The 23348-nt window shown below is 38.5% G+C and carries 24 protein-coding genes and 1 pseudogene; 16 read left to right on the plus strand and 9 right to left on the minus strand.

Annotation, left to right across the window (positions count from 1 at the left end):
- The 3 genes and pseudogenes from GJV03_RS09055 to GJV03_RS21930 form a co-directional block, all read left to right on the plus strand.
- Nucleotides 1-450 (plus strand): hypothetical protein (locus tag GJV03_RS09055; RefSeq protein WP_154129928.1); only part of this gene is annotated, 450 nt, incomplete at its 5' end.
- Between the two features lie 227 nt (nucleotides 451-677).
- On the plus strand, nucleotides 678-1193 hold the full coding sequence (locus tag GJV03_RS09060) for a hypothetical protein (protein ID WP_154129929.1): 516 nt from the start codon (nucleotides 678-680) through the stop codon (nucleotides 1191-1193).
- Between the two features lie 75 nt (nucleotides 1194-1268).
- Nucleotides 1269-1340, plus strand: a pseudogene (locus GJV03_RS21930) (transcriptional regulator); the annotation flags it as partial.
- A 40-nt stretch (nucleotides 1341-1380) separates the two neighbouring features.
- On the opposite strand, the gene GJV03_RS09065 reads toward GJV03_RS21930, so the two are convergent.
- Complete coding sequence (locus GJV03_RS09065; protein WP_154129930.1) at nucleotides 1381-1569, minus strand: hypothetical protein; 189 nt, start codon at nucleotides 1567-1569, stop codon at nucleotides 1381-1383.
- Between the two features lie 357 nt (nucleotides 1570-1926).
- Here GJV03_RS09065 and GJV03_RS09070 point away from each other — a divergent pair, with 357 nt between their 5' ends.
- Nucleotides 1927-2685 (plus strand): SIMPL domain-containing protein, encoded by a 759-nt coding sequence (locus GJV03_RS09070; protein WP_034611176.1) that lies wholly within the window; start codon nucleotides 1927-1929, stop codon nucleotides 2683-2685.
- A gap of 68 nt (nucleotides 2686-2753) precedes the next feature.
- On the opposite strand, the gene GJV03_RS09075 is transcribed toward GJV03_RS09070, so the two are convergent.
- Both GJV03_RS09075 and GJV03_RS09080 read right to left on the minus strand, forming a co-directional pair.
- Entirely contained in the window at nucleotides 2754-4073 is a 1320-nt protein-coding gene (locus tag GJV03_RS09075; protein ID WP_004718689.1) for a DUF445 domain-containing protein, read from the minus strand.
- A 28-nt stretch (nucleotides 4074-4101) separates the two neighbouring features.
- The gene (locus GJV03_RS09080) at nucleotides 4102-4668 is read right to left on the minus strand and encodes a hypothetical protein (RefSeq protein WP_004718687.1); all 567 of its coding nucleotides are present in this window, start codon (nucleotides 4666-4668) and stop codon (nucleotides 4102-4104) included.
- A gap of 240 nt (nucleotides 4669-4908) precedes the next feature.
- Between GJV03_RS09080 and GJV03_RS09085 the strand changes: the two genes are divergently transcribed.
- Entirely contained in the window at nucleotides 4909-5436 is a 528-nt protein-coding gene (locus GJV03_RS09085; RefSeq protein WP_004718685.1) for a dihydrofolate reductase family protein, read from the plus strand.
- A 99-nt stretch (nucleotides 5437-5535) separates the two neighbouring features.
- Here the strand turns inward: GJV03_RS09085 and GJV03_RS09090 are convergent, their stop codons facing one another.
- Complete coding sequence (locus tag GJV03_RS09090; RefSeq protein ID WP_004718682.1) at nucleotides 5536-6075, minus strand: DUF924 family protein; 540 nt, start codon at nucleotides 6073-6075, stop codon at nucleotides 5536-5538.
- A 210-nt stretch (nucleotides 6076-6285) separates the two neighbouring features.
- Here GJV03_RS09090 and gshA point away from each other — a divergent pair, with 210 nt between their 5' ends.
- The 3 genes from gshA to GJV03_RS09105 all read left to right on the plus strand — a co-directional run bounded on the left by gshA (nucleotide 6286) and on the right by GJV03_RS09105 (nucleotide 8979).
- On the plus strand, nucleotides 6286-7863 hold the full coding sequence (gene gshA, locus GJV03_RS09095; RefSeq protein ID WP_004718681.1) for a glutamate--cysteine ligase: 1578 nt from the start codon (nucleotides 6286-6288) through the stop codon (nucleotides 7861-7863).
- Nucleotides 7864-7891: 28 nt separating this feature from the next.
- Nucleotides 7892-8386, plus strand: coding sequence for a disulfide bond formation protein B (locus tag GJV03_RS09100; protein WP_004818338.1), 495 nt, complete (start codon nucleotides 7892-7894; stop codon nucleotides 8384-8386).
- Between the two features lie 77 nt (nucleotides 8387-8463).
- A complete protein-coding gene (locus GJV03_RS09105; protein ID WP_154129931.1) occupies nucleotides 8464-8979 on the plus strand; it encodes a hypothetical protein in 516 nt (171 codons plus the stop codon).
- Nucleotides 8980-9015: 36 nt separating this feature from the next.
- Here GJV03_RS09105 and GJV03_RS09110 read toward each other — a convergent pair whose 3' ends face one another.
- The gene (locus GJV03_RS09110) at nucleotides 9016-10347 is read right to left on the minus strand and encodes an alpha/beta hydrolase (protein WP_004818342.1); all 1332 of its coding nucleotides are present in this window, start codon (nucleotides 10345-10347) and stop codon (nucleotides 9016-9018) included.
- A 243-nt stretch (nucleotides 10348-10590) separates the two neighbouring features.
- Between GJV03_RS09110 and GJV03_RS09115 the strand changes: the two genes are divergently transcribed.
- The 7 genes from GJV03_RS09115 to urtE all read left to right on the plus strand — a co-directional run bounded on the left by GJV03_RS09115 (nucleotide 10591) and on the right by urtE (nucleotide 19301).
- On the plus strand, nucleotides 10591-11175 hold the full coding sequence (locus tag GJV03_RS09115) for a YqiA/YcfP family alpha/beta fold hydrolase (RefSeq protein WP_154129932.1): 585 nt from the start codon (nucleotides 10591-10593) through the stop codon (nucleotides 11173-11175).
- Between the two features lie 16 nt (nucleotides 11176-11191).
- Entirely contained in the window at nucleotides 11192-13072 is a 1881-nt protein-coding gene (gene parE / locus GJV03_RS09120) for a DNA topoisomerase IV subunit B (protein WP_004718669.1), read from the plus strand.
- 577 nt (nucleotides 13073-13649) lie between these two features.
- Nucleotides 13650-14939 carry an urea ABC transporter substrate-binding protein gene (gene urtA / locus GJV03_RS09125; protein ID WP_034611328.1) on the plus strand — a complete coding sequence of 430 codons (1290 nt, stop codon included), beginning with the start codon at nucleotides 13650-13652 and terminating at the stop codon, nucleotides 14937-14939.
- A gap of 101 nt (nucleotides 14940-15040) precedes the next feature.
- Nucleotides 15041-16681 carry an urea ABC transporter permease subunit UrtB gene (urtB, locus tag GJV03_RS09130; RefSeq protein WP_004718665.1) on the plus strand — a complete coding sequence of 547 codons (1641 nt, stop codon included), beginning with the start codon at nucleotides 15041-15043 and terminating at the stop codon, nucleotides 16679-16681.
- A 4-nt stretch (nucleotides 16682-16685) separates the two neighbouring features.
- Complete coding sequence (urtC, locus tag GJV03_RS09135; RefSeq protein ID WP_004718664.1) at nucleotides 16686-17756, plus strand: urea ABC transporter permease subunit UrtC; 1071 nt, start codon at nucleotides 16686-16688, stop codon at nucleotides 17754-17756.
- An 11-nt stretch (nucleotides 17757-17767) separates the two neighbouring features.
- On the plus strand, nucleotides 17768-18592 hold the full coding sequence (urtD, locus tag GJV03_RS09140) for an urea ABC transporter ATP-binding protein UrtD (RefSeq protein WP_171501848.1): 825 nt from the start codon (nucleotides 17768-17770) through the stop codon (nucleotides 18590-18592).
- Between the two features lie 10 nt (nucleotides 18593-18602).
- Nucleotides 18603-19301 carry an urea ABC transporter ATP-binding subunit UrtE gene (gene urtE, locus GJV03_RS09145; RefSeq protein ID WP_056517139.1) on the plus strand — a complete coding sequence of 233 codons (699 nt, stop codon included), beginning with the start codon at nucleotides 18603-18605 and terminating at the stop codon, nucleotides 19299-19301.
- Nucleotides 19302-19408: 107 nt separating this feature from the next.
- Here urtE and GJV03_RS09150 read toward each other — a convergent pair whose 3' ends face one another.
- From GJV03_RS09150 to GJV03_RS09165, 4 genes are all read right to left on the minus strand, one after another.
- The gene (locus GJV03_RS09150) at nucleotides 19409-20107 is read right to left on the minus strand and encodes a phospholipase D family protein (protein WP_154129934.1); all 699 of its coding nucleotides are present in this window, start codon (nucleotides 20105-20107) and stop codon (nucleotides 19409-19411) included.
- Nucleotides 20108-20194: 87 nt separating this feature from the next.
- Nucleotides 20195-20935 (minus strand): hypothetical protein, encoded by a 741-nt coding sequence (locus GJV03_RS09155; RefSeq protein WP_154129935.1) that lies wholly within the window; start codon nucleotides 20933-20935, stop codon nucleotides 20195-20197.
- 105 nt (nucleotides 20936-21040) lie between these two features.
- Nucleotides 21041-21544: a GNAT family N-acetyltransferase gene (locus GJV03_RS09160; protein ID WP_105713905.1), complete on the minus strand. Its 504-nt coding sequence runs from the start codon at nucleotides 21542-21544 to the stop codon at nucleotides 21041-21043.
- Between the two features lie 113 nt (nucleotides 21545-21657).
- Nucleotides 21658-22380 (minus strand): outer membrane protein OmpK, encoded by a 723-nt coding sequence (locus GJV03_RS09165; protein WP_004718652.1) that lies wholly within the window; start codon nucleotides 22378-22380, stop codon nucleotides 21658-21660.
- Between the two features lie 503 nt (nucleotides 22381-22883).
- Between GJV03_RS09165 and GJV03_RS09170 the strand changes: the two genes are divergently transcribed.
- A complete protein-coding gene (locus tag GJV03_RS09170) occupies nucleotides 22884-23237 on the plus strand; it encodes an HPF/RaiA family ribosome-associated protein (protein ID WP_004718651.1) in 354 nt (117 codons plus the stop codon).
- Nucleotides 23238-23348: the final 111 nt, after the last annotated feature.

Consider the following 23348-nt stretch of genomic DNA (forward strand, 5'->3'; position numbering starts at 1 on the left):
AATCAAAGAAATTTAATAAAAAACACTTCGATTAATTCTAATGTTTTTTATTATGAATTTTATGTGTTTAATACTAATTTTAATAAAATGTATTATACCGAAAATATTATTAAGGATAGTGTTGTAGAAAATGACTACTCTTTTGCAGAGGATTACCTAAAATTTAAAGTTTATAAAAATAAAGAGTTGTTTAGCGATGGTATTTTGTATTACAAAAACTTTGAAAACTCTGGAGTAAAAAAATTTATTTACTATGATCCGAACAAAGCAAAGTTTGAACTTACACAATTAGAGCCTGATACAATTGCGACCCTAGAATTTATGACATTTGAAGAGTTGTTAGAAACAGATAAGCTATTAAATAAAGATATTTTAAAATTAAAAAATATATCTATGAATGAAAAGAAAAAGTTAATTGAGGCACATAATATGAAGAAATTTGAAAGTTGAACTTATAACAGTATTTAAATCAATACAATATAGCTCTTTTATAAATAAAAAATGATCATGAGGAGTGAATTATATTGGTATTGAAATTTTCTTCTCCCTCTGGGAGAAGGCTAAGATGAGGGAAATTTTATGTTGATCTATAGTTTTAAAAGGACTGATGAAAGAAGTCTATTGTAATGATTTTAAATCGCAACGAGAAATAGAGATTATAAATTAAGGGTTTAATAATGATTTTAAAATTTTCTATAGTTTTTATAGGATTAATGGCAATGACTTCATGCTTAAATATATCTTCGCAGAATTATGAAACAAAAGTAGACATTACCTTTGATAAATCTATAGATAATAAAGGCTTAAAGGTTATGATAAATCCGTATGGCTATCTTTTGGATGGACATGAATTAAAAAAATATATAGGAAAAACTAGCAATTATACTGTTTTATTTAAAGAAGGGAGTATGCAAAGTTATAAAAAAGAAAATATAAACACTTTTAGTGATTATTATATCTATGCAAAATATAATAATCAGTACGCAAAAATGAAATATACCAATGGTCTAGTTATGGGTGATAATAAAACTGATATAAAAATATTTATAAATATGTCTGAAAATATTGCATATTTATCTTCGAGTGAAAATTCTTCTAGCGTTGAAACTATCCATCAAAATGCTTTTAAAGATAAAGAAAAATTTAGTCAGGATGATATGAATATGTTAAAAAATCTAGATGATTTAAATTAACATAACAACGAAAAGTTTTAAGTTGAATAGTTAAGAAAACAGCAGTTTTGCACCAATTAGTGAATGAGAAATTTCATAGATAATAATTTATTTAATGACTTTGCTTCTTCAATTAAAGAAGCTGGGTCAATCGAACGTAAAGAGCTTTAAGCAAGTCTAATTACTTATCTTGCAGACGAGAGGTTTGTTATTTCAATGGATGATGACGTTGCCCATGACGAATAGCTTTGCTCCAGTTAGTAATTTCAGGAATATCAGAAAGATCTATGTGTTTGTCAGAGATTTTACCTCTCACTACTAAACATTGGATTTCTGCTTCAAGTTTGTCTTTGAACTTTTCATTAAATTCTTCTTTTGTATATCTAACCACGCTCATATTTTCTTCTCACCGTTTTAGTGGCATCTTTGGCTCTGAGTAAACGAATGATTTCGGTGTGATCTTCTAATTTAATACTCTAGCAACTAACAAACCATAAATCATATTTATGGTTTGCCAAATCTCTTTTCCACTAACAAACCCTTATAAAACATTTTTTAATTAAGACTTATCAGAAAATTAAAGGTATTACCCTTTAATTTTCTGATATTAACCAAGATTGAGTTATAAGGCGTGATCAATCTTTATAGATGACGCAAACTATAACGCAATGTTGTTTATAGGATCAAAGTAGGTTGACTTGTTGTAGGATCCTTACTATAACTTATTTATAATAATTTTAGCGATACTACAATAATGGAAAATAAATCAATCACATATAAAACTTTATGGGTCTTTGCACTCATTCTAAGTTTAGGATTCATTATTTCGGCAAGTGTCATGGGCTATGCACTTAAGCAGTTTAATGGTGAAAAAAATTCAATAGTGGTCAAAGGGTTGGCTGAAAAACCTATACAAGCGGATCTAGCGCGCTGGGAGATTCATCTGCAAACTAGTCGTGCTTCAGACAGTGTTTCAGCCGCCTATCAATTGTTAGATCAAGAAATAAAAGCACTACAAGATTTCTTTATTGAGCATGGATTTAAAGCAACAGAAATGAAACTGGGTAATAAAAGCTCTCAACCCTATTATGAAGAAGTGAATCAAGGCGAGGGAAAATTTACCCGCGAGTTTAGAGGCTATACTGCGATGCAATCACTAGTGATAAATAGTCGTGATATTCAAAAGATTGAGAAAGCCGCAAAAGATGCGTATTTATTAGATGAAAAAGGCATCTCCATCGAGCAAAAACCGCAGTATTTGGTGTCGAATCTAGAAGAAATAAAAATGTCATTGATCGCCAATGCAACTAAAAATGCGCATAGCCGTGCCAATGAGTTTGCAAAAGTGGGTGGGGTAAAAGTCGGTGCGATGCGTTCTGCAAGCCAGGGTGCGTTTTATATTTTACCTGAAAGTGGTTCTGATGATGACAGTGATTATGGCGGTGCTTATGACAAAGCCACCATTAATAAAATTGCGCGGGTTGTCGTGACCATCAATTATGCGATTGATTGATACAGCATTTAAATTGATAAAAGTGCAGTGCTAAAAAATGGGAGCTAGACTCCCATTTTTTTATATTCTTAAATCGCAAAATCAATCACAGCACGAATCACACCTAAACTTAGACCAATAAATGCACCGACCACAACACCATTAACACGGATCATATGTAAATCACCGCCTACCTCATTTTCAATCTTGGCGATCATTTCGGTAGAGTCCCATTCATGGATACGTTGACTGATAAACTTAATCACTTTCTCACTATATTGGTCACTTAAATTGATGGCAATTCCGCTGATTCGATCATTCAGCAATTCACGTACAGACTGATTTTGCATCAAGTTTTCACCGAGCTGCTGAATGGCGATACGTAAATTCATGGCAATACCCGAGTCTGCTTTAAGCAAGTCAGATTTAACCGCATCACATAAAATCACCACAGCACCAGTAATAAAGTTGAGTACTGGTTCGCTGTCTAACAGGGCATTCTTGGTTTCATTTAAGCTTATGCTGGCATGACTATTGTTATCCGCCAATTGCAACATAAGCTCATGTGCAGCTTCTTCAATTTTTTGACGAATAGGATGCTCCTGATCAGCAAGCATGGATTCCACTTTTTCAATCACTGAATCAATGGTCCGTTGCTCAACATCAATCCCAATCCAGCTGGCACCTTTGGCAAGGCGTGAAACACCAAGCTCTTTAAACATAGTTTGGGTAATTTCACGGGTTTTTTCAGGATGGGTCATCATCCATTCATGGGCAATATCCAGTCCACGTTGTAATACATCTTGATGGAAATCATTTTCTAAAACTGCACGCAGCATTTCACTTGCCAATTGGTTCATTCGAGTATTTCGAACCCATTGCACACTGTTGTTTTGAATAAAGCGTCCAATTTGGTCTTGCCCGACAAATTCGAAAATTTTTGGAACCGTTTGCTGAATCACATCCACCACTTGACCGTTATTTTTAGGATTGGCCAGCCATTGACCGACAGCAAAACTAAGATCAATACTTTTTAAACTACGTTCAACAATTTGTGGAGATAGAAAATTTTCTTGGACAAATTTACCCATTGATTCCGCAATACGTGCTTTATTACGTGGAATGATTTCGGTGTGATCTTTTAGAAATTTAGGAATGGGGATTTTCCCAAAGGGATTACGAAACAACACGGTAATCGCATACCAATCGGCTAAGCCACCGACCACGCCAGCTTCAGCACCCAGCATGAGAATATGAATAAACCAAGCATACTCAGGCATCAGTTTGGCGGAAATGATCAAAGCAAACCATGCGACAACAGCCACCACCAATGCGATGGTCGCAAAGCGTTTGCTTCGATCTAAGTTTGGAATTTCATTGAGAACTTCACTTTGTTCAATTCCGCTCATTCATTTTCCTAAATAGATTTCTGCATTTTTATTTCGTTGATGTTACCGCATCAGGCTGTGGTTGCAGTACTTGTCCTGTCGGACTAACACCATATTTTTGTCCTAAAGATTGCAAAATCAGACGAGCGTCAAATGCATCATTTGGCGATGACTTTTTATCTTTATAACATTCTATCGTATAGGAAATTTGCACAGGGTCAATGGTCACCACTTGTGGCATATCATAAAATGGGTCATTCCAGAACACAGGATGGCGACGATAGCCCCAACCATATGGATAGTAGTTTGATGATGGGTAAACTACCGCTTTACGAGGTGGTTGCTGAGTGCGATTACTTGGGTCATCTAAAACCTTGAAGTAAGTAAACCCATTTAAAAGCGTTGTTTGTGCGGCTTTAACAAGGTTAATTTCTTCAGCTGTTCCAAAACTCATATTGCTATTGCCTTGGAAGCTGATGCGATAGCTATGATCGTTAAGTGGAACCGTAGTGTATTGCCCAAGTTGGTCAAAGGTACGTGGTTTGCTTGGTGTTGTCGCACAACCTGTGATGGTGAGCGCCGCTGCAATAGTTAGACCAATGAGTACTTTGTTCATGTGTCTCTCCTTTCCATTCTTCTGGATGGAATTTAATGAATTTATAATCCTCAGTATATTGTTCTAAATTGATGGACTGACAATGAATTTCAAGAAGAATTTTGTTAATTCAAAATGATACTCAACAAGATAAATGACTGTTCACGTAAAATTTAAACAATAAGCCCTATATTATGCGTATTTGATCCATGATAAAAAAATAAAGACTGTTGAGAGTGAAGGCTGTTGAGAGAGGGTTAAATGAGTATTCAAATTAAAGGTTATATTGCAACAAGTGCAGATGGCTATATCGCAACACCAGATGGTTCTGTAGCCTTTTTAGCGCCATTTCAAAGTATTGACTGTGGATATGATGATTTTATCCAAGATATCGATATCGTGATTATGGGGCGTAAAACCTATGAAGTGATTTGTTCTTTTGCTGAGGCGTGGCCCTATCCAAACCAGAAAGGATTTATCGTCACTTCTAATCCTGATTTAGCTTTAACTCATGCCTCGCTTTCGCGGTGGAACTTAGCTGTGGATGAACTTGTTGAGCACCTCAAACAGAATTATAACGGCAATGTCTGGATTGTCGGTGGAACGCAATTGCAGAATACTTTTATTGAACAGAAGCTGCTCAATACCTTAGAGGTTTTTATCATGCCTGTTCTTCTTGGAAAGGGCATACCACTCTTTCCAAGTTTTGACTCGCATGAACAGCAGTTAAAGTCCATACATGCTGAAATGATTGAAAATACCATTATTAAACACAGCTATGTTTTCTAACGCTTGCTGCTGCTGATGAATCAGCATGCTTTGATGCGCGGGTCAAACAGCTTATGCAAAATGTTTCTGCATAAGCTGTTTAGATAAAAATAAATAGGATTAAAAATGACTATTTGGTTGTTTTAAAAATTCAATTTCTTCTGCCGTTGAGCTTCGCCCTAAAATTTGATTACGGTGAGGATAACGCCCAAAACGATCAATAATCACTTTATGCTTTTTCTCAAAATCTAAATTGAGAGGATTGCCCAACTCTTCAAAAAGCTGTAAAGCTTGGATATGGATAATTTTTGATTCACTATGCATAAATGGCATATACAGGAATGAACGCTGTTCGGGGCTTAATTGTTGATCTAAATTTAGCTGAATTGCTTCTTGTGCTAGCGCAAGTGCCAAGGCATCTTGTGCAAAAGATTCAGCATGATCTCGATACAAATTACGCGAGAATTGATCTAAAACAATAATTTCAGCCAAGCGACCTTCTGCTGTGGCACGCCAAGTCCATAGCTCACAATGTTTGGCTTGATCCAAGGTATGTGCAAATCTTTGGTGCAAAGTTTGATCGAATGCGTCACTTTTTGCGAACCAAAATGGTTGAGTTTCTTCACTAAACCAAAAATCGATAATTTCTTGATAATTCATAGTAGTTACAATTCTTTAGTGGTAATTTTTCTATAAAATCACAAATTTTAGATGTCTTGTAGAGGTAGTTTGTGTTAAAAACTTTTCCGAAATAAAGTGAATAATTCATTTAAAACAACGATGCTTATACGTGTATATCGATAAATAACGTTATACTGCGCGCATCAAAACATTTTATTTTAAAAAATTCTTTAAGATAAGCGAGTAAGTATGAGTCAACCCGAAACGATTTCCCAATCTTTAGTACCAAATTGGGTGGATTCTACCTTATTCAGAGGCATGTTACGTGGCATCGAACGTGAAAGCCTGCGTATGCAAAGTAATGGCTTTTTATCACAGGCTGATCATCCTCAGTCTTTAGGCTCAGCCCTAACACATCCGCATATCACCACAGATTATTCAGAAGCTTTGATGGAGTTTATTACACCTCCCAAAGAAAGCATTCCTGAAGCATTAAGCTTTTTAACCGATGTACATGCTGTTGTGCATCGTCATTTAGAAAATGATGAAAAGCTATGGACTTTGTCCATGCCATGTATGCTGGATGACAAAGAAGAAAATATCCGTTTGGCGCAATATGGCACATCCAATATTGGTCAATTCAAAACCTTATATCGTCATGGTCTCGGCATTCGTTATGGGCGCCGTATGCAGACGATTTCGGGTGTGCATTATAATGTGTCTTTCCCAGATGCGTTATTTGAACAATTACAACAACACGAAAGCAATGAAGCGCTTAAAGCATTAAGCCTGCAAGATTATCGCAGTCATCGTTATCTTGGATTAATCCGTAACTTTATTCGTTTAACTCCTCTCGTGATGTATTTGGTAGGTGCCAGCCCTTCAGTCTGTAAATGCTTTATGACAGGGCGTGAGCATCAATTGTTGCCTTTAATCAAAGGCACATTATTTCTACCTTATGCCACAGCATTGCGTATGGGGCGTTTTGGTTATCAAAATTCTGCACAAAAACAATTGGGTATTCATTACAATAATTTAGAAAGTTATGTGGCTGAATTACAAAAAGCAGTCAATTCACCTTATGCACAGTTTAGTCATTTAGGTTTAAACGATGCCAATGGTCAGCCGATTCAAATTAATGATCACGTCTTACAAATTGAAAATGAATACTACAGCTTAGTCCGTCCAAAACAAGTGCCACAAGCAGGGGAAACGCCTTCTCAGGCCTTGTCAAATCGTGGGATTGGCTATGTTGAGTTACGCGCGGTAGATGTAAATCCATACAGTGCGATTGGCATCGATGAGGATACAGCAGGCTTCTTGGAAGTGGTTGCGTTGTATTGCTTGCTTAAAGAAAGCCCAGATTTATGGGATGAAGAACAAGATATTATTGAGCAAAATCAGGCTGAAGTGGTCAATCGTGGTCGTGCGCCAAATGCGAAAATCATTGAAGCGGGTGTTGAATATCCATTACTTGAGTGGATTCAACAGCATGTCACCGCCATGCAACCACTTGCAGATCTACTCAACCAATCCTATGCAACAGATTTATATCGTCAAGCATTGACGGTGATGCAAACACGTATTGATGATGTGGATGAAACACTATCAGCGCATGTGATTGCCGATACTGTAGAGCAAGGTGGTACATGGAATTTTGGTGGCTATATGGCCAATCAACATATCCAAAGTTACGAACAACATGTATTAAGTCCGGAAACTTTAGCGTATTTTGAGGGGCTTACTCGAACATCTCTCGCAGAACAACAGCAACTTGAACAAAATACAAGTATAAGTTTCGAGGATTATCTGAGTAAATTTAGATAAAGCATTAATTAGATAATGAGGAAGTTCCATGCAATGGCGTAGTTATCGCTTCGTAAGTGGTCTTTTATTTTTGGCAAGTGTGATTGGTATGTCGTTTGCGCTCTATTTAGAGCATGTACAAGGGCTTGAGCCATGTCCACTGTGCGTATTTCAACGTATTGGATTGATTGGTCTAGGGCTAATTTCATTGATTGCCTTTTTGCATAACCCAAAAACAAATGTATTTAAGCGCATTTATAGCGTTTTGGGTTTAGCTGCGATTTCTTGGTCAGTTGGTGTTGCTGCTCGTCATGTGTGGCTACAGAACCTACCCAAAGATCAGGTCCCAAGTTGTGGACCCGGTCTGGACTATTGGGTCAACACTTTGCCTTTAAAGGCTGTGTTTGAAAATGTGCTTAAGGGTTCTGGCGAATGTGCCATGGTTGATTGGACTTTCTTAGGACAGTCTTTACCTGTTTGGTCATTACTGTTTTTCAGTGTATTGGCATTGATCAGTCTGTGGCAGTTGTTTAGAAAGTACTAATTTAAAAACATTAAGAGCCAGTCTAAACTGGCTCTTTTTTCATATAAACTTCAATTATTTATAAATCAAGCAAAATCATGAATCATAAAATAAATTTAGCCGGGATCGGCATACTGGTCTGCTTGGCTACAACACAAGTCTCTGCAAAACCAGCCAACAATGTGGTCAGTAAAGATGTGTCTTGTCAGTTTAAATCTAAGTTTGATGACACTATTCCAGCCGATGTTTCCTATATCAAATTGGGCGCTCAGCCATTTAAAAAATTTATTGTCGATCCAGATTATTTTTCAAGTCGAATTGAAGACTGTCAGTTACATGGCGGCAGATACTACGTATTGTCTGTGTCGCAGAGCCATCCTGCTAGAACGCTTGCCCAGTCGCTGATTGAGGTGACGCAATTTGATTTAACAGGCAAAAAGCTCAGCCAAAAATTTTATAATAAAGCTTGGACTTGTGAATTAAAACAAGGCTTTATTGTAAAAAATCAACGCTTATTGATCGATACCCAATGTGCAGAAAAATCAAACTTTGATGAATATGGTGAGATGATTGATCCTCAGCAGAACAAGTCTTATCAAATTGAAGTGAAATAGCAGAAAAAAGTGGATTGAAGATCAGCTTTTTTGCAATTAAGTTTCAACAATCCCTTGCATACTTTCTAATTTAATCAAATATTTGCGAATTTGTTCTTCTGCCAATTCATCATGGTGCGGATAAAACCATTTGGCAATCTGTTCCGAAACCAAAGGATGATATTGAATCTCAAGATGGTTTAAGCCATAAAACACAGCTTTATGCGATTCAGGTAATTTCAACTGGAAACGTGGGTTCGGGTGTTCACCCAAGGCACTTTTAACACTGACCAGATAGTCGCCAATCACTTTTAAGGTGCGGTTTTTGCGGTTTTCAAACTCCAAGGTACCTGCAATTAAAAAGGTATTGATATGCGACGGTAGCGGAGCTGGTTTACGGTTGTCATCCATCAAACCAATACGGGCATTGTTATGCTCCCAATCATCATCTCGAACACTTCCATAACGCAAGTCTAAGATGCCATTACTGCGGATATTGACGATATGGCTGATCATTTTAACAATCGGGAAATTACCCACTTTCTCTTGCATGGCAAATCCGAAACGTTCTAATAGCGCACCATGATGCGGAGAACCAATACAAACCAGATTCTCAACCATGTGGAACCACTGATGCATGTTTTGTTTACCATAGAACAGCGCACTGCGAGAAACCAAGCCACCCATACTGTGCCCAATTAAATCAATGCTGGTAATGCGAGGGTTACGTTTGATTAAATCTTCTAAAAGATTTGCCAATGAACGTCCATTGGCTGAAATTCTGCGTCCCGTATTGTAGTGAAAATACAACATGGTGTTGTGGTCACGTTGCGCCAAGAGTTTCTCACCAATACCGCCATTGTTACGATTGGTCCAGTCTTGATAATTCATACATAAACCGTGAGAGAAAATCACCACACGGCCAGCCAAATCACCTTGCTGTAATGAACCATAATGATCATAGAGCACAGGTGACAGTGCGAGCGGATTATGGGTTGCCAATAAATAATCACCCAACACCCCATTTAAAACACTGACCAAAAAAGTCATATGAGAGGTCAATGGCTTATCATGTAAATTTGGAAAACGTTCAATGGTTTTACGTAAAATTGGGGCAATCAGGTGGCTACCATAATTTTGCAATGCGTGATAACCAAATTGATAGAATTTATCGACAATTGGACGGGATTGGAATCGTTTGGCTTTTTGTTTACTTAAGCCAAAAATACTCAGCAACATTTCACGTTGAATCGACTGGATAAAGTCTTGAACCATGCCACTGAGTGGTGTACTCACTAACTGCGCTAAACCTTCTAATACATCGGCCTGACTTGGAGGCGAACGATCCCACTTACAATAGGTTTCGTGTAAAGGGGTTAAGCTTGGCATTGTTATTTCCTCATCCATATTGATCTGGAACAAAGACTTTATTTTTGCTGTAGATCAATGTATAAATCCCTAGGCAATCATCTTATCTTGTTCATCCTGAACGCTATTTAAAATACCGATAATTGCGATTAAGTTTTAGTTTTTTGTCGGACAATATCCCGACATATACAAATTAAAACAATAATGTGATTTGAATCACATTAAAAATTAAAACATTGGTGGTAAAAAAGCAAACTATTTTCAATGAATATTATTTATTTACATGGTTTTAAAAGTAGTCCTTTATCAATAAAAGGGCAACAATTAGATGATTATTGTCGATGCTATTCATCGTATAGTGTGCATTTGCCTGATTTAAACCAGCATCCGCAACTGGTTTTAGATCAAATTTCAGCGCTCATTGAAAAATTGCCTGATGTTGCACTGGTGGGGAGTAGCTTTGGTGGCTTTTATGCGACACAATTGGTCGCAAAATATGGTGTGCCTGCTGTTTTAATTAATCCAGCTATGCGACCATGGCAATTGTTCAGTAACTTATTTGGAATTGAACAGATTCCCTATAAGATCAATGAACAATGGACTTTAGATCGTTTACAACTTGACTACTTGGAAGCGATTGCCGTGCCATTTGTACAAGATGCAGACAAAATACTGGTCTTATTGCAACAAGGTGATGAAGTTTTAGATTATCGTGACGCTGAACGGTATTATAGTGCAGCTCCACACACATCATTGATCATGACAGAAATGCACGGTAATCATGCGATGGAAGATTTTGCAGATAAAATACCCATGATTCTGGAATTTTTATCATACTCCGTAAAATAAAAGGAAAAAACTCAACGTGTCTCAATATACGGCCCAATCACTTGAAGTATTATCTGGTCTAGATCCTGTACGTCGTCGTCCAGGTATGTATACCGATACCACTCGTCCAAACCATTTGGCGCAAGAAGTAATTGATAATGCTGTCGATGAGGCACTTGCAGGACATGCCAATAAAATTACTGTCACAGTATATAAAGATGGTTCGTTGTCGGTCGAAGACAATGGGCGTGGTATGCCAGTCGATATTCATCCTGAATACGGACAAAGCGGGATTGAAATTATCCTAACGAAACTACATGCAGGCGGTAAATTTAGCACCGATAACTATCAGTTTTCGGGTGGTTTGCATGGTGTTGGGATTTCCGTGGTCAATGCCTTGTCCGATCGTGTTGAAGTTGAAGTTCAACGCCACGGCAATCTTTATAAAATGGCGTTTGAACATGGTGAACCTGTTGCGCCTTTAGAGGTTTTGGAAGGCAAAGCGCCAAAACGTGCTACGGGGACAACAGTACATTTTTGGCCAGAAGCGAAATATTTTGACTCTCCTAAATTTGCTTTAAAAGCGTTAAAACATAATCTCAAAGCCAAAGCTGTATTGGCTGCTGGTCTACAAATTAATTATATTGACCAGATTAATGACGAAAAAATTGAATGGCAGTTTGAAAATGGTCTCGTTGACTATTTGATGGATGAATTACAAGATCGCGAAATCATTCCAGACCCTGCCTTTGTTGCAACGGGTGAAGCTGAACGTGCCAGTGCTGAGTTTGCAATTTGCTGGAATGCTGAGGGTGGCGAACAAATTCAGGAAAGTTATGTGAATTTGATCCCGACAGCACAAGGGGGAACCCATGTAAACGGGTTACGCTCAGGTGTTACCGATGCTATGCGTGAGTTTTGTGAGTTACGTAACTTGTTGCCACGTAATCTCAAATTGTCTGCTGAAGATGTTTGGGACGGGGTCAATTATATTCTGTCGCTTAAATTCCAAGAACCACAATTCTCAGGACAAACCAAAGAACGTCTTTCAAGCCGAGAAGCGTCTAACATTGTTTTAAATATTGCCAAAGATGCTTTTGCACTCTGGCTAAATCAAAACTCTGAAGTGGCCATGCAATTGGCTGAGATTGTGATTGCGAAAGCGGGTCGCCGTTTAAAAGCAGCCAAAAAAGTTGAACGTAAAAAGATTGTTGCCGGCCCTACCTTGCCCGGAAAACTATCAGATTGTGTGGGTCATACCCTTGAAGAATCAGAACTGTTTATTGTCGAAGGTGACTCTGCGGGTGGTTCAGCAAAACAAGCCCGTGATAAAAACTTCCAAGCGATCATGCCGATTCGTGGGAAAATTTTAAATACTTGGGAAGTTTCTTCTGACGAGGTGTTGGCCTCTCAAGAAGTGCATAATATTGCGATTGCAATCGGTGTAGATCCGGGCAGTGATGATCTTTCCGAATTACGTTATGGCAAAATTTGTATTCTTGCCGATGCCGATTCAGATGGTTTACATATCGCGACCTTGCTTTGTGCACTCTTCGTCAAGCATTTCCCTGCAATGGTCGATGCTGGGCACCTATATGTTGCAATGCCACCATTGTTCCGTATCGATGATGCCAAAGATGTTTATTACGCGCTTGATAACGAAGAGTTAGAAGCTATCTTAAAGAGAGTTAAATCTAAAAACCCGCAAATTACGCGATTTAAAGGTTTGGGTGAAATGAACGCCAGTCAATTGCGTGAAACCACCTTAGATCCAAATACGCGCCGTTTGGTGCAGTTGGATTTGGACGACACGCATCACACAACAGGCTTACTGGACAAATTACTTGCTAAAAAAAGGTCAGGTGATCGTAAAGACTGGTTAGAGCAAAAAGGTAATTTAGCTGATTTGAGTGTTTGATTGCTGAACTCATTAATATTTAAAAAATGATGCCTCAGAGCATCATTTTTTTTGATACCTCTGAAACATCGCATTGATGCAAACAGAATTACATTCTTCGTAGTACAAATAATTTCTGCATTATCTTTCTATTTTTTCTCCTATTCTTTTGCCTCTACGCCATACATCTCAGGGATTGGATTATCCCGTCAAAAATCGTTTGGTGCTGTAAAGCAAAATTTATCCCGAAAGCCCTAAAAATTTAATTTTGGGTAAATTTTTTGCACTCTCATCGCTCATTTTAAACAAAAAAAATTGCACTTAATTTGACCAGTGTGGCTTTTAATCTCGCATTTTTACTTGCTAAGTGCTGGCTATATCCAGTGATGGAAAGGCATTTAATGCCTATCAATGTATCTTCAACTTATATAAAAATAATAGCAGCTAATATTTTGATTTTATTATTTTTTATTAGGAAAAATATTCAACGATAAAATCACAAATTCTCCACTTGGCATAAAAATTGAATTAAGCCTGTCAGGTAAAAGCAAAATCGCGCATTCAAAAATGCACCAAAAGGTTTGGAGAGAAAAAGATGATGTTCCAACAAAAAATGTTTTCAAAAACACTTCTCGCTGTGGCAATGATGGGGAGCATTGCGCTGACGGCTTGCTCAAAACCCGCAGATAAAACAGAAGCGAAACCCGCAGCAGAAAATAAATCGGCAACTGCTACAGGCGGTGACACAATTAAAGTGGGCATCTTGCATTCATTGTCTGGAACCATGGCAATCTCTGAAACGTCGCTTAAAGATACGGCACTGATGGCAATCAATGAAATTAATGCCAAAGGTGGGGTGATGGGGAAAAAGCTTGAGCCCGTTGTCGTCGATCCTGCATCAGACTGGCCATTATTTGCTGAAAAAGCCCGCCAGTTAATAACTCAGGATAAAGTCGCTGTCATTTTTGGCTGCTGGACTTCAGTTTCTCGTAAATCAGTGTTACCAGTTGTAGAGGAGCTCAATGGTCTGTTGTTCTATCCAGTGCAATACGAAGGCCAAGAACAGTCTAAAAATATTTTCTATACAGGTGCAGCACCTAACCAACAAGCGATTCCTGCTGTTGAATATTTAATGGGTGAAGAGGGAGGTAAGGCGCAACGTTTTGTCCTATTAGGTACCGACTATGTTTACCCGCGAACCACCAACAAAATTTTACGTGCATTCTTAAAGTCTAAAGGTGTTGCCGATGCAGACATCATGGAAGAATACACACCATTTGGACACAGTAATTATCAAACCATCGTCGGCAATATTAAGAAATTCGCTGCGGGTAAAAAGACCGCGGTTATTTCCACCATCAATGGCGATTCTAACGTACCGTTCTATCGTGAATTGGGTAACCAAGGCATAAAAGCTTCGGATATTCCTGTGATGGCCTTTTCAGTCGGTGAAGAAGAATTACGCGGGATCGACACCAAACCACTGGTCGGGCATTTGGCATCTTGGAACTACTTCATGTCTGTGAAGAATCCAGTGAATACCGAATTCGTCAATAAGATGAAGCAATACGCAGTGGAATATAAGCTACCCAATGCCAGTAAATTGGTGACCAATGACCCAATGGAAGCCACCTACGTTGGCATCAATATGTGGAAACAAGCCGTTGAAAAAGCGGGAACAACGGATGTAGATAAAGTCCGTGAAGCGATGGCGGGTCAAAGCTTTAAAGCACCGTCTGGCTATACCTTAAGTATGGATGCTACTAATCATCACTTGCATAAGCCTGTGATGATTGGACAAATTCGTGGTGATGGGCAATTTGATGTGGTTTACAAGAGCCCTCAACCGATCAAAGCGGAACCATGGAGCCCGTACATTCCTAAATAAAGACTTTACGACCCCAAAAGCCCGCTATATGCATAGTGGGCTTAACTGATGACTCAACTTTAAAGGTCATTGTATTTAAACAAAAATAGGGGGAGTTGCACATGTCACTTAGACTGAAACTCGCAGCACTTTTTTTTACGATCTCTCAATTATTTCTTATTCAACAGATTTTTGCTGAATCTGTGCATAGTGCGCAATCGTCATCCGCTCAGCCAGCGGCAAGTCATGATGACGCCATTCAAAAATTTGTACGTGCAGATTTTGCAAAGCGTCGAGCGATGCTGAATCAATGGCCAGCAAGTATAGACGAGCTTGATAAGCTGGTGGCCTATGTCGAAAACGACGAGCTTTATACCGACAGTTCGGGAAATACCTACATCATGAAAGCTGGCGATAAACTGTTCAGTTATCCAGATGAACAGGCAATTACTGATTGGCCAGGTGATTTAAATCAAGTGACGCTGGTCAACACTTTACATAAAGCTTTGAGCTTTGGTCAGGCGAAGATCAAGTTACAGTCCCCAGATGCATCACAGCGATTGGCTGCGATTGATATTTTGGAAAATAATTTAGATGAACTGGATATTAAGGTCATCAACCAACTTTATCTCAATGAAAAAAATAATAAAGTGAAGGCACGTTTAGCCCAGTTAAAAGCACGAATTGATTTTAATAGTCCAGATACGCTCACCAAAATTCAAGCGGTTAAAACCCTAAAAGATTCTAGTCGTCCTGATGTTTTGGCGATCATCGAACAAGCGCTAACACAGCCAAACTTAAATCCAGAATTAAAGGCTGCATTGGTCAGTGCGCAAAGTAGTATTAAAACCCGCATTCAAGCCAGTGAATGGACAGGGCATGTTTTTTCAGGCCTCAGTACCGCAAGTATTTTATTGCTCGCAGCATTAGGGCTGGCGATTACTTATGGCTTACTCGGTGTGATCAATATGGCACATGGCGAGTTGATCATGATCGGTGCTTATACCACTTATGTGGTGCAAAGTTTCTTTAAAACCCATTTGGGTGCTTATGTCGATTGGTACCTGATTGCAGCAATTCCAGCAGCGTTTTTAGTCAGTGCTTTGATTGGCATGTTGATAGAACGAACCGTGATTCGCCCGTTGTATGGCCGTCAGTTAGAAACCTTGTTGGCGACCTTTGGTGTCAGCCTTATTTTGATGCAATTGGTCCGGATGATTTTTGGTGCGCAGAATGTGGAAGTATCAAATATTTCATGGCTTTCAGGCGGGATTTCGCTTACACCTAGTTTGATGCTGCCCTATAACCGTATCGCGATCATCGTCTTCACCATCGCTGTATTACTTTTACTGGTTTACTTGCTCAATAAAACCCGATTTGGTCTATTCGTCCGTGCAGTCACGCAAAACCGTCAGATGGCACGTGCTGTCGGTATCCGTTCTGCCCGAATCGATATGATGGCCTTTGGTCTGGGTTCAGGACTTGCAGGCTTAGCAGGCTGTGCCTTGGCACAAGTTGGCAATGTCGGGCCTGACCTAGGGCAAAACTATATTATTGATGCTTTCCTTGTGGTTGTAGTCGGTGGTGTTGGTCAGGTTTGGGGTGCTGTGCTTGCCGCATTAGGTTTAGGCGTGAGTGGAACAATTCTCGAAATTGGTATGGGCGCAGTGCTCGCCAAAATTATTCTCTTGGTTCTTGTGATTCTGTTTATTCAAAAACGCCCACAAGGTTTATTCGCTATCAAAGGTCGTTTTGTGGAGTAAGCCTATGAAAATCACATCATTACTTTCAGATAAACCCTATAGTGCAATCGCCATTGCTGTATGTTTCGCTGTGATGCTGATTCTGCCGTGGTTTCATGTGTTACCACAAGATTCAGCCTTACACCTCTCAGCATACTGGGTGACTTTGATTGGTAAAATCATGTGTCTCGCCTTGGTTGCATTGGCTTTGGATCTGGTCTGGGGTTATGCCGGCATTCTAAGTCTGGGGCATGGGTTATATTTTGCTTTGGGTGGTTATGCTTTTGGTATGTACCTGATGCGAGAGTCAGCAGGCGAGCAATTACCTGACTTTATGCGCTTTCTGAGTTGGACTGAGCTGCCTTGGTATTGGGTCGGAACCCAGCATTTCTTATGGGCTTTGGCTTTGGTGATTTTGGTACCAGGCGTGATTGCCTTTATCTTTGGATTCTTTGCCTTCCGTTCCAAAATTAAAGGTGTGTACTTTTCGATTATCACCCAAGCCATGACTTTTGCTGCAGCACTGTTGTTCTTCCGCAATGAAACAGGTTTTGGCGGGAACAATGGCTTTACTGGATTTAAAACTATTCTTGGGATGGATATTACCTCTGCTTCTATGCGAGCAACATTATGTTTCCTTACTGCCTTAGTGTTGTTACTGAGCTTTATCGGCTTACGTAGTTTAATGAATAAGCCTTATGGTCGAGTGTTGGGGGCAATCCGTGATAGTGAAAACCGGTTGCAATATTTAGGCTATCGTACCCTGTGGTACAAACTGTCGGCATGGGTCCTTTCAGCGGTGATTGCCGGAATTGCAGGTGCATTGTATGTCCCACAAGCAGGCATCATTAATCCAAGCGAAATGAATCCTGTGAATTCGATTGAAATGGCGGTTTGGGTTGCAGCAGGTGGTCGTGGCACATTGATTGGCCCAATTCTAGGTGCAGGTCTGATCAATGGAGTTAAAACCTATTTTACCGTTGCATATCCTGAAATATGGTTATTGATCCTTGGTGCATTATTTATCGTTGTAACCATCTTCCTCCCTAAAGGGGTGATTGGATTGCTTGAGCGCTTTAAAAAGGAGGATCACTAATGTCAGAGCTATTGTCAGATTTGGGCTTAAATTCGCAACATGGTGGTCAAATCGGTGAGGGCTATGGTCGTCCTAAAGCTGAAGGTGCCGATTTCAGCCATGGTATTGCACTTTACTTAGAAAAAGTCAGTGTATGGTTTGATTCTTTCCGGGCTTTAAATGATTTGTCTCTTTACATTGAAGAAGGGGAGTTGCGCTGCATTATTGGACCAAATGGTGCGGGAAAAACCACATTGATGGATGTCATCACCGGTAAAACACGCCCTACCGAAGGTTCTGCCTTTTTTGGTCAAAACTATGATCTTGCCAAAATGAGTACTGAACAAATTGCAGAAGCGGGTATCGGTCGTAAGTTTCAAAAACCGACTGTATTTGAAAATTTTACCGTGATGGAAAATCTGCTCCTTGCTGCGCCAAAAAACAAAACCGTGAAAAAAAGTTTTTTTAGCAAGTTAAGTCCCGATGCACAGTTGGCTTTGGATGAATCTTTGCAACAGATTCGTTTACAAGAGTTTATTCAAAAGCCTGCGGGATTGTTATCACATGGACAAAAGCAGTGGCTTGAAATTGGCATGCTGTTGATGCAACGACCTAAACTGATCTTGTTGGATGAGCCTGTAGCGGGAATGACCGATGCTGAAACTGAACGGACAGCAGAGTTATGTTTGGAATTAAAAAAGAATCATACCTTGGTTGTGGTTGAGCACGATATGAGCTTTATCGACACCATTAGTGAGAAAGTTACGGTTCTGGCACAAGGTGCCATTCTAGCCGAAGGAACCTTGGCGGAAGTACAAGCCAATGAAGATGTGATTGAAAAGTATTTAGGACGTTAAGGGGAGCAATATGCTAGAAATAAAAGACGTCAATCAATTTTATGGGGGCAGTCACATTCTCCGTGATGTGACTTTAACTGCGCCGATTGGTGAGTGTTCTGTGGTTTTAGGACGGAATGGTGTGGGTAAAACCACCTTATTAAAATGTTTGATGGGAATTTTACCGATTAAGTCTGGGCAAATCTTATTGGATGGTAAAGACATTGCTAAAATGAGCCCTGAACAGCGTGTACGCGCGGGTTTGGCCTATGTTCCGCAAGGGCGAGATATTTTCTCAACCCTGACTGTAGAGGAAAATATTTTGATCGGCATGGCGAAGTTTTCAGGCGCAAAAACCCGTAAAGTTCCTGAGCATTTATATGAAATTTTTCCTGTCTTAGACGAAATGAAACATCGCCGTGGAGGAGATTTGTCTGGTGGGCAGCAACAGCAATTAGCCATTGCACGTGCTTTAGCATCGGAGCCGAAAGTTTTGATTTTAGATGAGCCGACCGAAGGAATTCAGCCTTCGATTATTAAAGATATTGGTCGAGTGATTCGAAAATTGGCAGATGGTGGCGAAATGGCGATTGTACTTGTAGAGCAATTCTATGATTTTGCCGAGGAGCTGGCCGATAACTATACCGTGATGGCACGTGGTCAAGTGGTTGCACAAGGCATCGGTGAAGAAATGCCTGAAAAGGGGATTCGAGATTTAGTGGCGATTTGATGGTTAATGAGGAATGAAGCTCTCAACTTATAAAATGAATAGTGAGAACTTCATTCTTTTCAACCCTTGTATTCGATTAAGGCTAAACAAATACACATGAAAATAGTCTAGATTTCTGTATTTTCATTCCACAGAAAATAACCACCATATTGGCTTGATCTGAATTCTCCACCCACAGTTTTACCTTGTTCAGTCAAATAATGTTTACCGCCATCGTTTAAAGTTAAAAAACCTTTTGCTACAAGTTTATCTAATAATTCAGGCGTTTTAAGCTTATGTTTAGCAGCAAGTTTTGAGGAAGTTAATTTACTCGAATTCTCTAATAGCTCTTTTGAATTATCTTCCACTTCTTCTGTTTTTACTTCATCAAGAGAAATTCGAACCTCATCGCTAATACGAATGATACGTTGAGCTTCTTCATAGGCATCTTTATAGACGTCAGTATCATCTTCTTTATTGATTAAGATCCCCATTTCATTATTATTTACTTGGCTAAATTCATATAAATTTAAGCTGGAAATAATGCAACTTGTTTCATTTAAATAACATTTAGCATGAAGATTTTTGCAGAAACTTACTCGAACATAATCTAATTTTTGCATCCATTTAATTTCATCAGGATGTAAATCGCTTTTCCCATAAATGATCCGAATATCAATTTTTAAACGATTTTTATCCTCTAATAATTCTTTGATACGGTCATTAAGCCGAAGATAAGGGCTAATTAAAATCAGTCTTTCTTTTGCATTTTTTATCAATTCTTCTAAGAAAAAATTTGTACCGCTCGTATTTAGAAATTTTGCCATTTTTCACCCAATTATTATGTATTAAGTAAAGGATATTAAAGCATATAATGCAACAAACTAAACTATTTTGAATTCCGAATCAAAATTTTATTGAGGCTCAACTTTCTGATAATAGCCTGTTGATGAAACATTCATACCAAAGCCACAATCGGCTTGTTCATTTAATTCTTTCACTTTAATAAAATTGCCTAAAGAGGCGTTATAAGTGAAATTGATGTCAATTTGACAATTTTCAAAACGATAGCTTGCTTTCTTGGCATGAAGTGGCATTTCTGTTTCAAATTCACCAATATTTGGACCATAAATTAGGCTTCGAGCACCCATCCATAGACCAGTGAATTGAATAAGATATTTCTGATCACGTTTTTTAATGGTGATATTGTTCCATTCGCCAAAACCTGCATAACTGGCATATTCTCCTGTTAAGTCATTGTTTGGTTTTGGTGTTACTAACTTTTTTAAATTAAATTGACTGGTTTTTGTGGGTTTAATTTGAAACCACGCTCTTGCCCATAAGGGTTGATTGAGTTTGCTATACGTTAAACCCACATTATTATTGGCAATGTCGATGTCATTATCTGAAACCCGAATATCAGCTTCTTCTTCACCCACAGACTGACAAAAAGCACTCCAAGATGCTTGTCTTTGAAACTGATCAAGCGCTTTTTTATAGTTTTTCTGGTCGTAAAATTTTTGTCCCAATTTACGATATTGACTGAGTTTGGCACAACCCTGTTTTATATTTTGTTCATCGTAGTCAGCAGCATGGCTTGCTGTATTAAGTATCAATGCAAATGGTGCCAATAGACTAATTATCATTTTATTCATCGATATTCGCTCTGAAGTTCAGCAATATTGTTTATGGTTATACAACAGATTTTGAAAAAACGACAAAAAAATTTACGACGGATGCTGTATAAATACTGCTCTATTTTAATCAAAATTTAATTGCATCAACACCAAATCACGCCACTGCCCAAATTTTTGTCCGACTTGTGGCATATAACCTGTTTGTTTAAATCCGAGTTGTTGGTGTAGATAAATCGAACCAGTATTTTCGTGGTCAATTGCAGCAACCATAACGTGGATATTGTGCTGTTGAGCATGTTCAATCAATTTCAGCATTAAGCGTTTGCCGAGCCCTTGTCGAGTAAATTCTGGGTCGATATAAACAGAGTGCTCAACTGTATATAGATAACCGTTGATTGCTCTAAAGCTTGCATAATCGGCATAGCCTGCAATGGCATGAGTCGTTGTTTCTTCAGCAACAAAAAGCGGAAATTGCTGTTGTTGTAATTCTATAAACCACTGTTGGTAATCTGCGAAAGTCTTTAATTGGCTGTTCCATGTTGCTAAACCTGTTGCAATTTCATGATTATAAATACGCATAATCTCAGTTAGGTCAGAAGCTTGAGCAGGGCGGATCTGAAAATTCATGGATACAGGTCAATGGAAAATTGATAGGGGTATTCTAAAAAGAATTATTTTTAAGGGCAATAAAAAAAGCAAAACCAAAGTTTTGCTTTTTGATTAATAGGTTTAGCTCAGTCTTAGAAATGGTACTTGATTAAAGCGCTGACATTATTTTCGTCTTTGCCTGGAACACCGTATTTGTTGTGCCATACAGAGTGTTCAACACCAAGATATAGACGCGTATCTGGAGAAATGTGTTTACCTGCATTCCATTTCCATTGTGTCGTCCAGTTCAACTCGCTTGAGTGAGCAACTTGATCTTTTTCTGCAGTTGACCAATCTAGGAAACCATCTACAAGGAATTCTTCAGATGCAATTTTAAATGGAATTCCGTAAGTAAACGTCAATTGATAGTCATCTTCTTGGATTTCATTATTGGCACGGTAGAAATTTAATTGCGCATATTGAAAATAAGGAATGGCTAAATCAACACCAACACCATATAGGTAGTTGTTCATATCTTTACCACCTTCCCAAGTGGTCGCAATTAATACGTCTTTAATTGGGCCTAATTCAAGTTTTTTCCCAGAAACAGCACCTAGGCTAAGACGTGGAGAAACCTCAAAATAAGTATCCGACTGACCATCACTGTTGGTACGGTCAGCAAAGGCAAAGAAATCACCGTATTTAAGTTTGGCAGCATACTCAAAAGTAATGGTAGATTGTTTCTCATCTGGTGTTAGTTCATAGTTTTCACCATAAAGACCAGTAATACTAAAATCTTGCCAAACAGGCGCAGCTTGAGCCAAAGTTGCAGTTGAAGCGATTGCGCAGATAGCCGCAATTTGTGTAAGTTTCATGAATTCTTCCTTTCCCCCAAGAAAAGCGCTTCAAGAATACAGATTCTTAAATAAAAATAAAGCGAAAATTAGATGGAACGTAAATAAATATGTAAACATCAAGAGGTGAAATGTTTTAAAACGTGAGTCGCATATTTAAAGCAAAGATTTAAAATTTATATCCATTAAAAGCTTAAGAATTAAACATAGCTGATGTTTTTAGTCAGGATTAGTCATTAAAAAATCAATTAAATCATTTAATTATAAAGTAACGTAACAAGATGTCATTTTTCATATTCTTTTCATAAAAAAGTTAAAAATCTACTTGCATATTTTCCAATATGGCCTGATATTGAATGTATAAGAACACCTATCTGCAGATCGTTAAAAGTGTTCATCTTTGCAATAGAGGAGTTACGGTTCCAATTTATTGTAGGTGAAAAGCTGTCTTATACAGCAGGCGCAAAGTGTGCCGAAAATATAAGTTTTGCACTCGTTTTTTGATTAGAAAGAGGATGTTTTTTATGAATATAGAAATCCGTACAGATAAAAATATTAGAAATAGTGATCGTTTAATTACTTACGTACGCGATGAGCTAAATCAAGAATTCCAACGTCATAGCGAACGTATTACCCAGTTTTCAGTTCATATCAGTGATGAGAACGGTGACAAAGGTGGGGCGGATGATATCCAGTGTATGATTGAGGTCAAAGCAGCGGGTTTGAAGCCAGTCGTGGTAAAACATCGAGCGAAAAACATTGATCTTTCATTACACGGTGCGATAGATCGCGTAAAGCGTAGCCTAGAGCACGTATTAGAAAAAATTGAAAATCCACGAGGTGGAAAACTAGAACTTGCTGATGCAGATGAAGCATGATCTGATAAAAAGCCCTTCGGGGCTTTTTTATGGTCTTCAATTTTATGGTTTTAAAACAGTCCTTGATTGTCTTCTTTGTCATAAATGAACAATAAATGCCATTTATAAAAT

Origin of the sequence: Acinetobacter sp. RIT698 (assembly GCF_009668065.1) — a bacterium.
In the GTDB taxonomy this organism is placed as follows: Bacteria; Pseudomonadota; Gammaproteobacteria; order Pseudomonadales; family Moraxellaceae; genus Acinetobacter; species Acinetobacter guillouiae.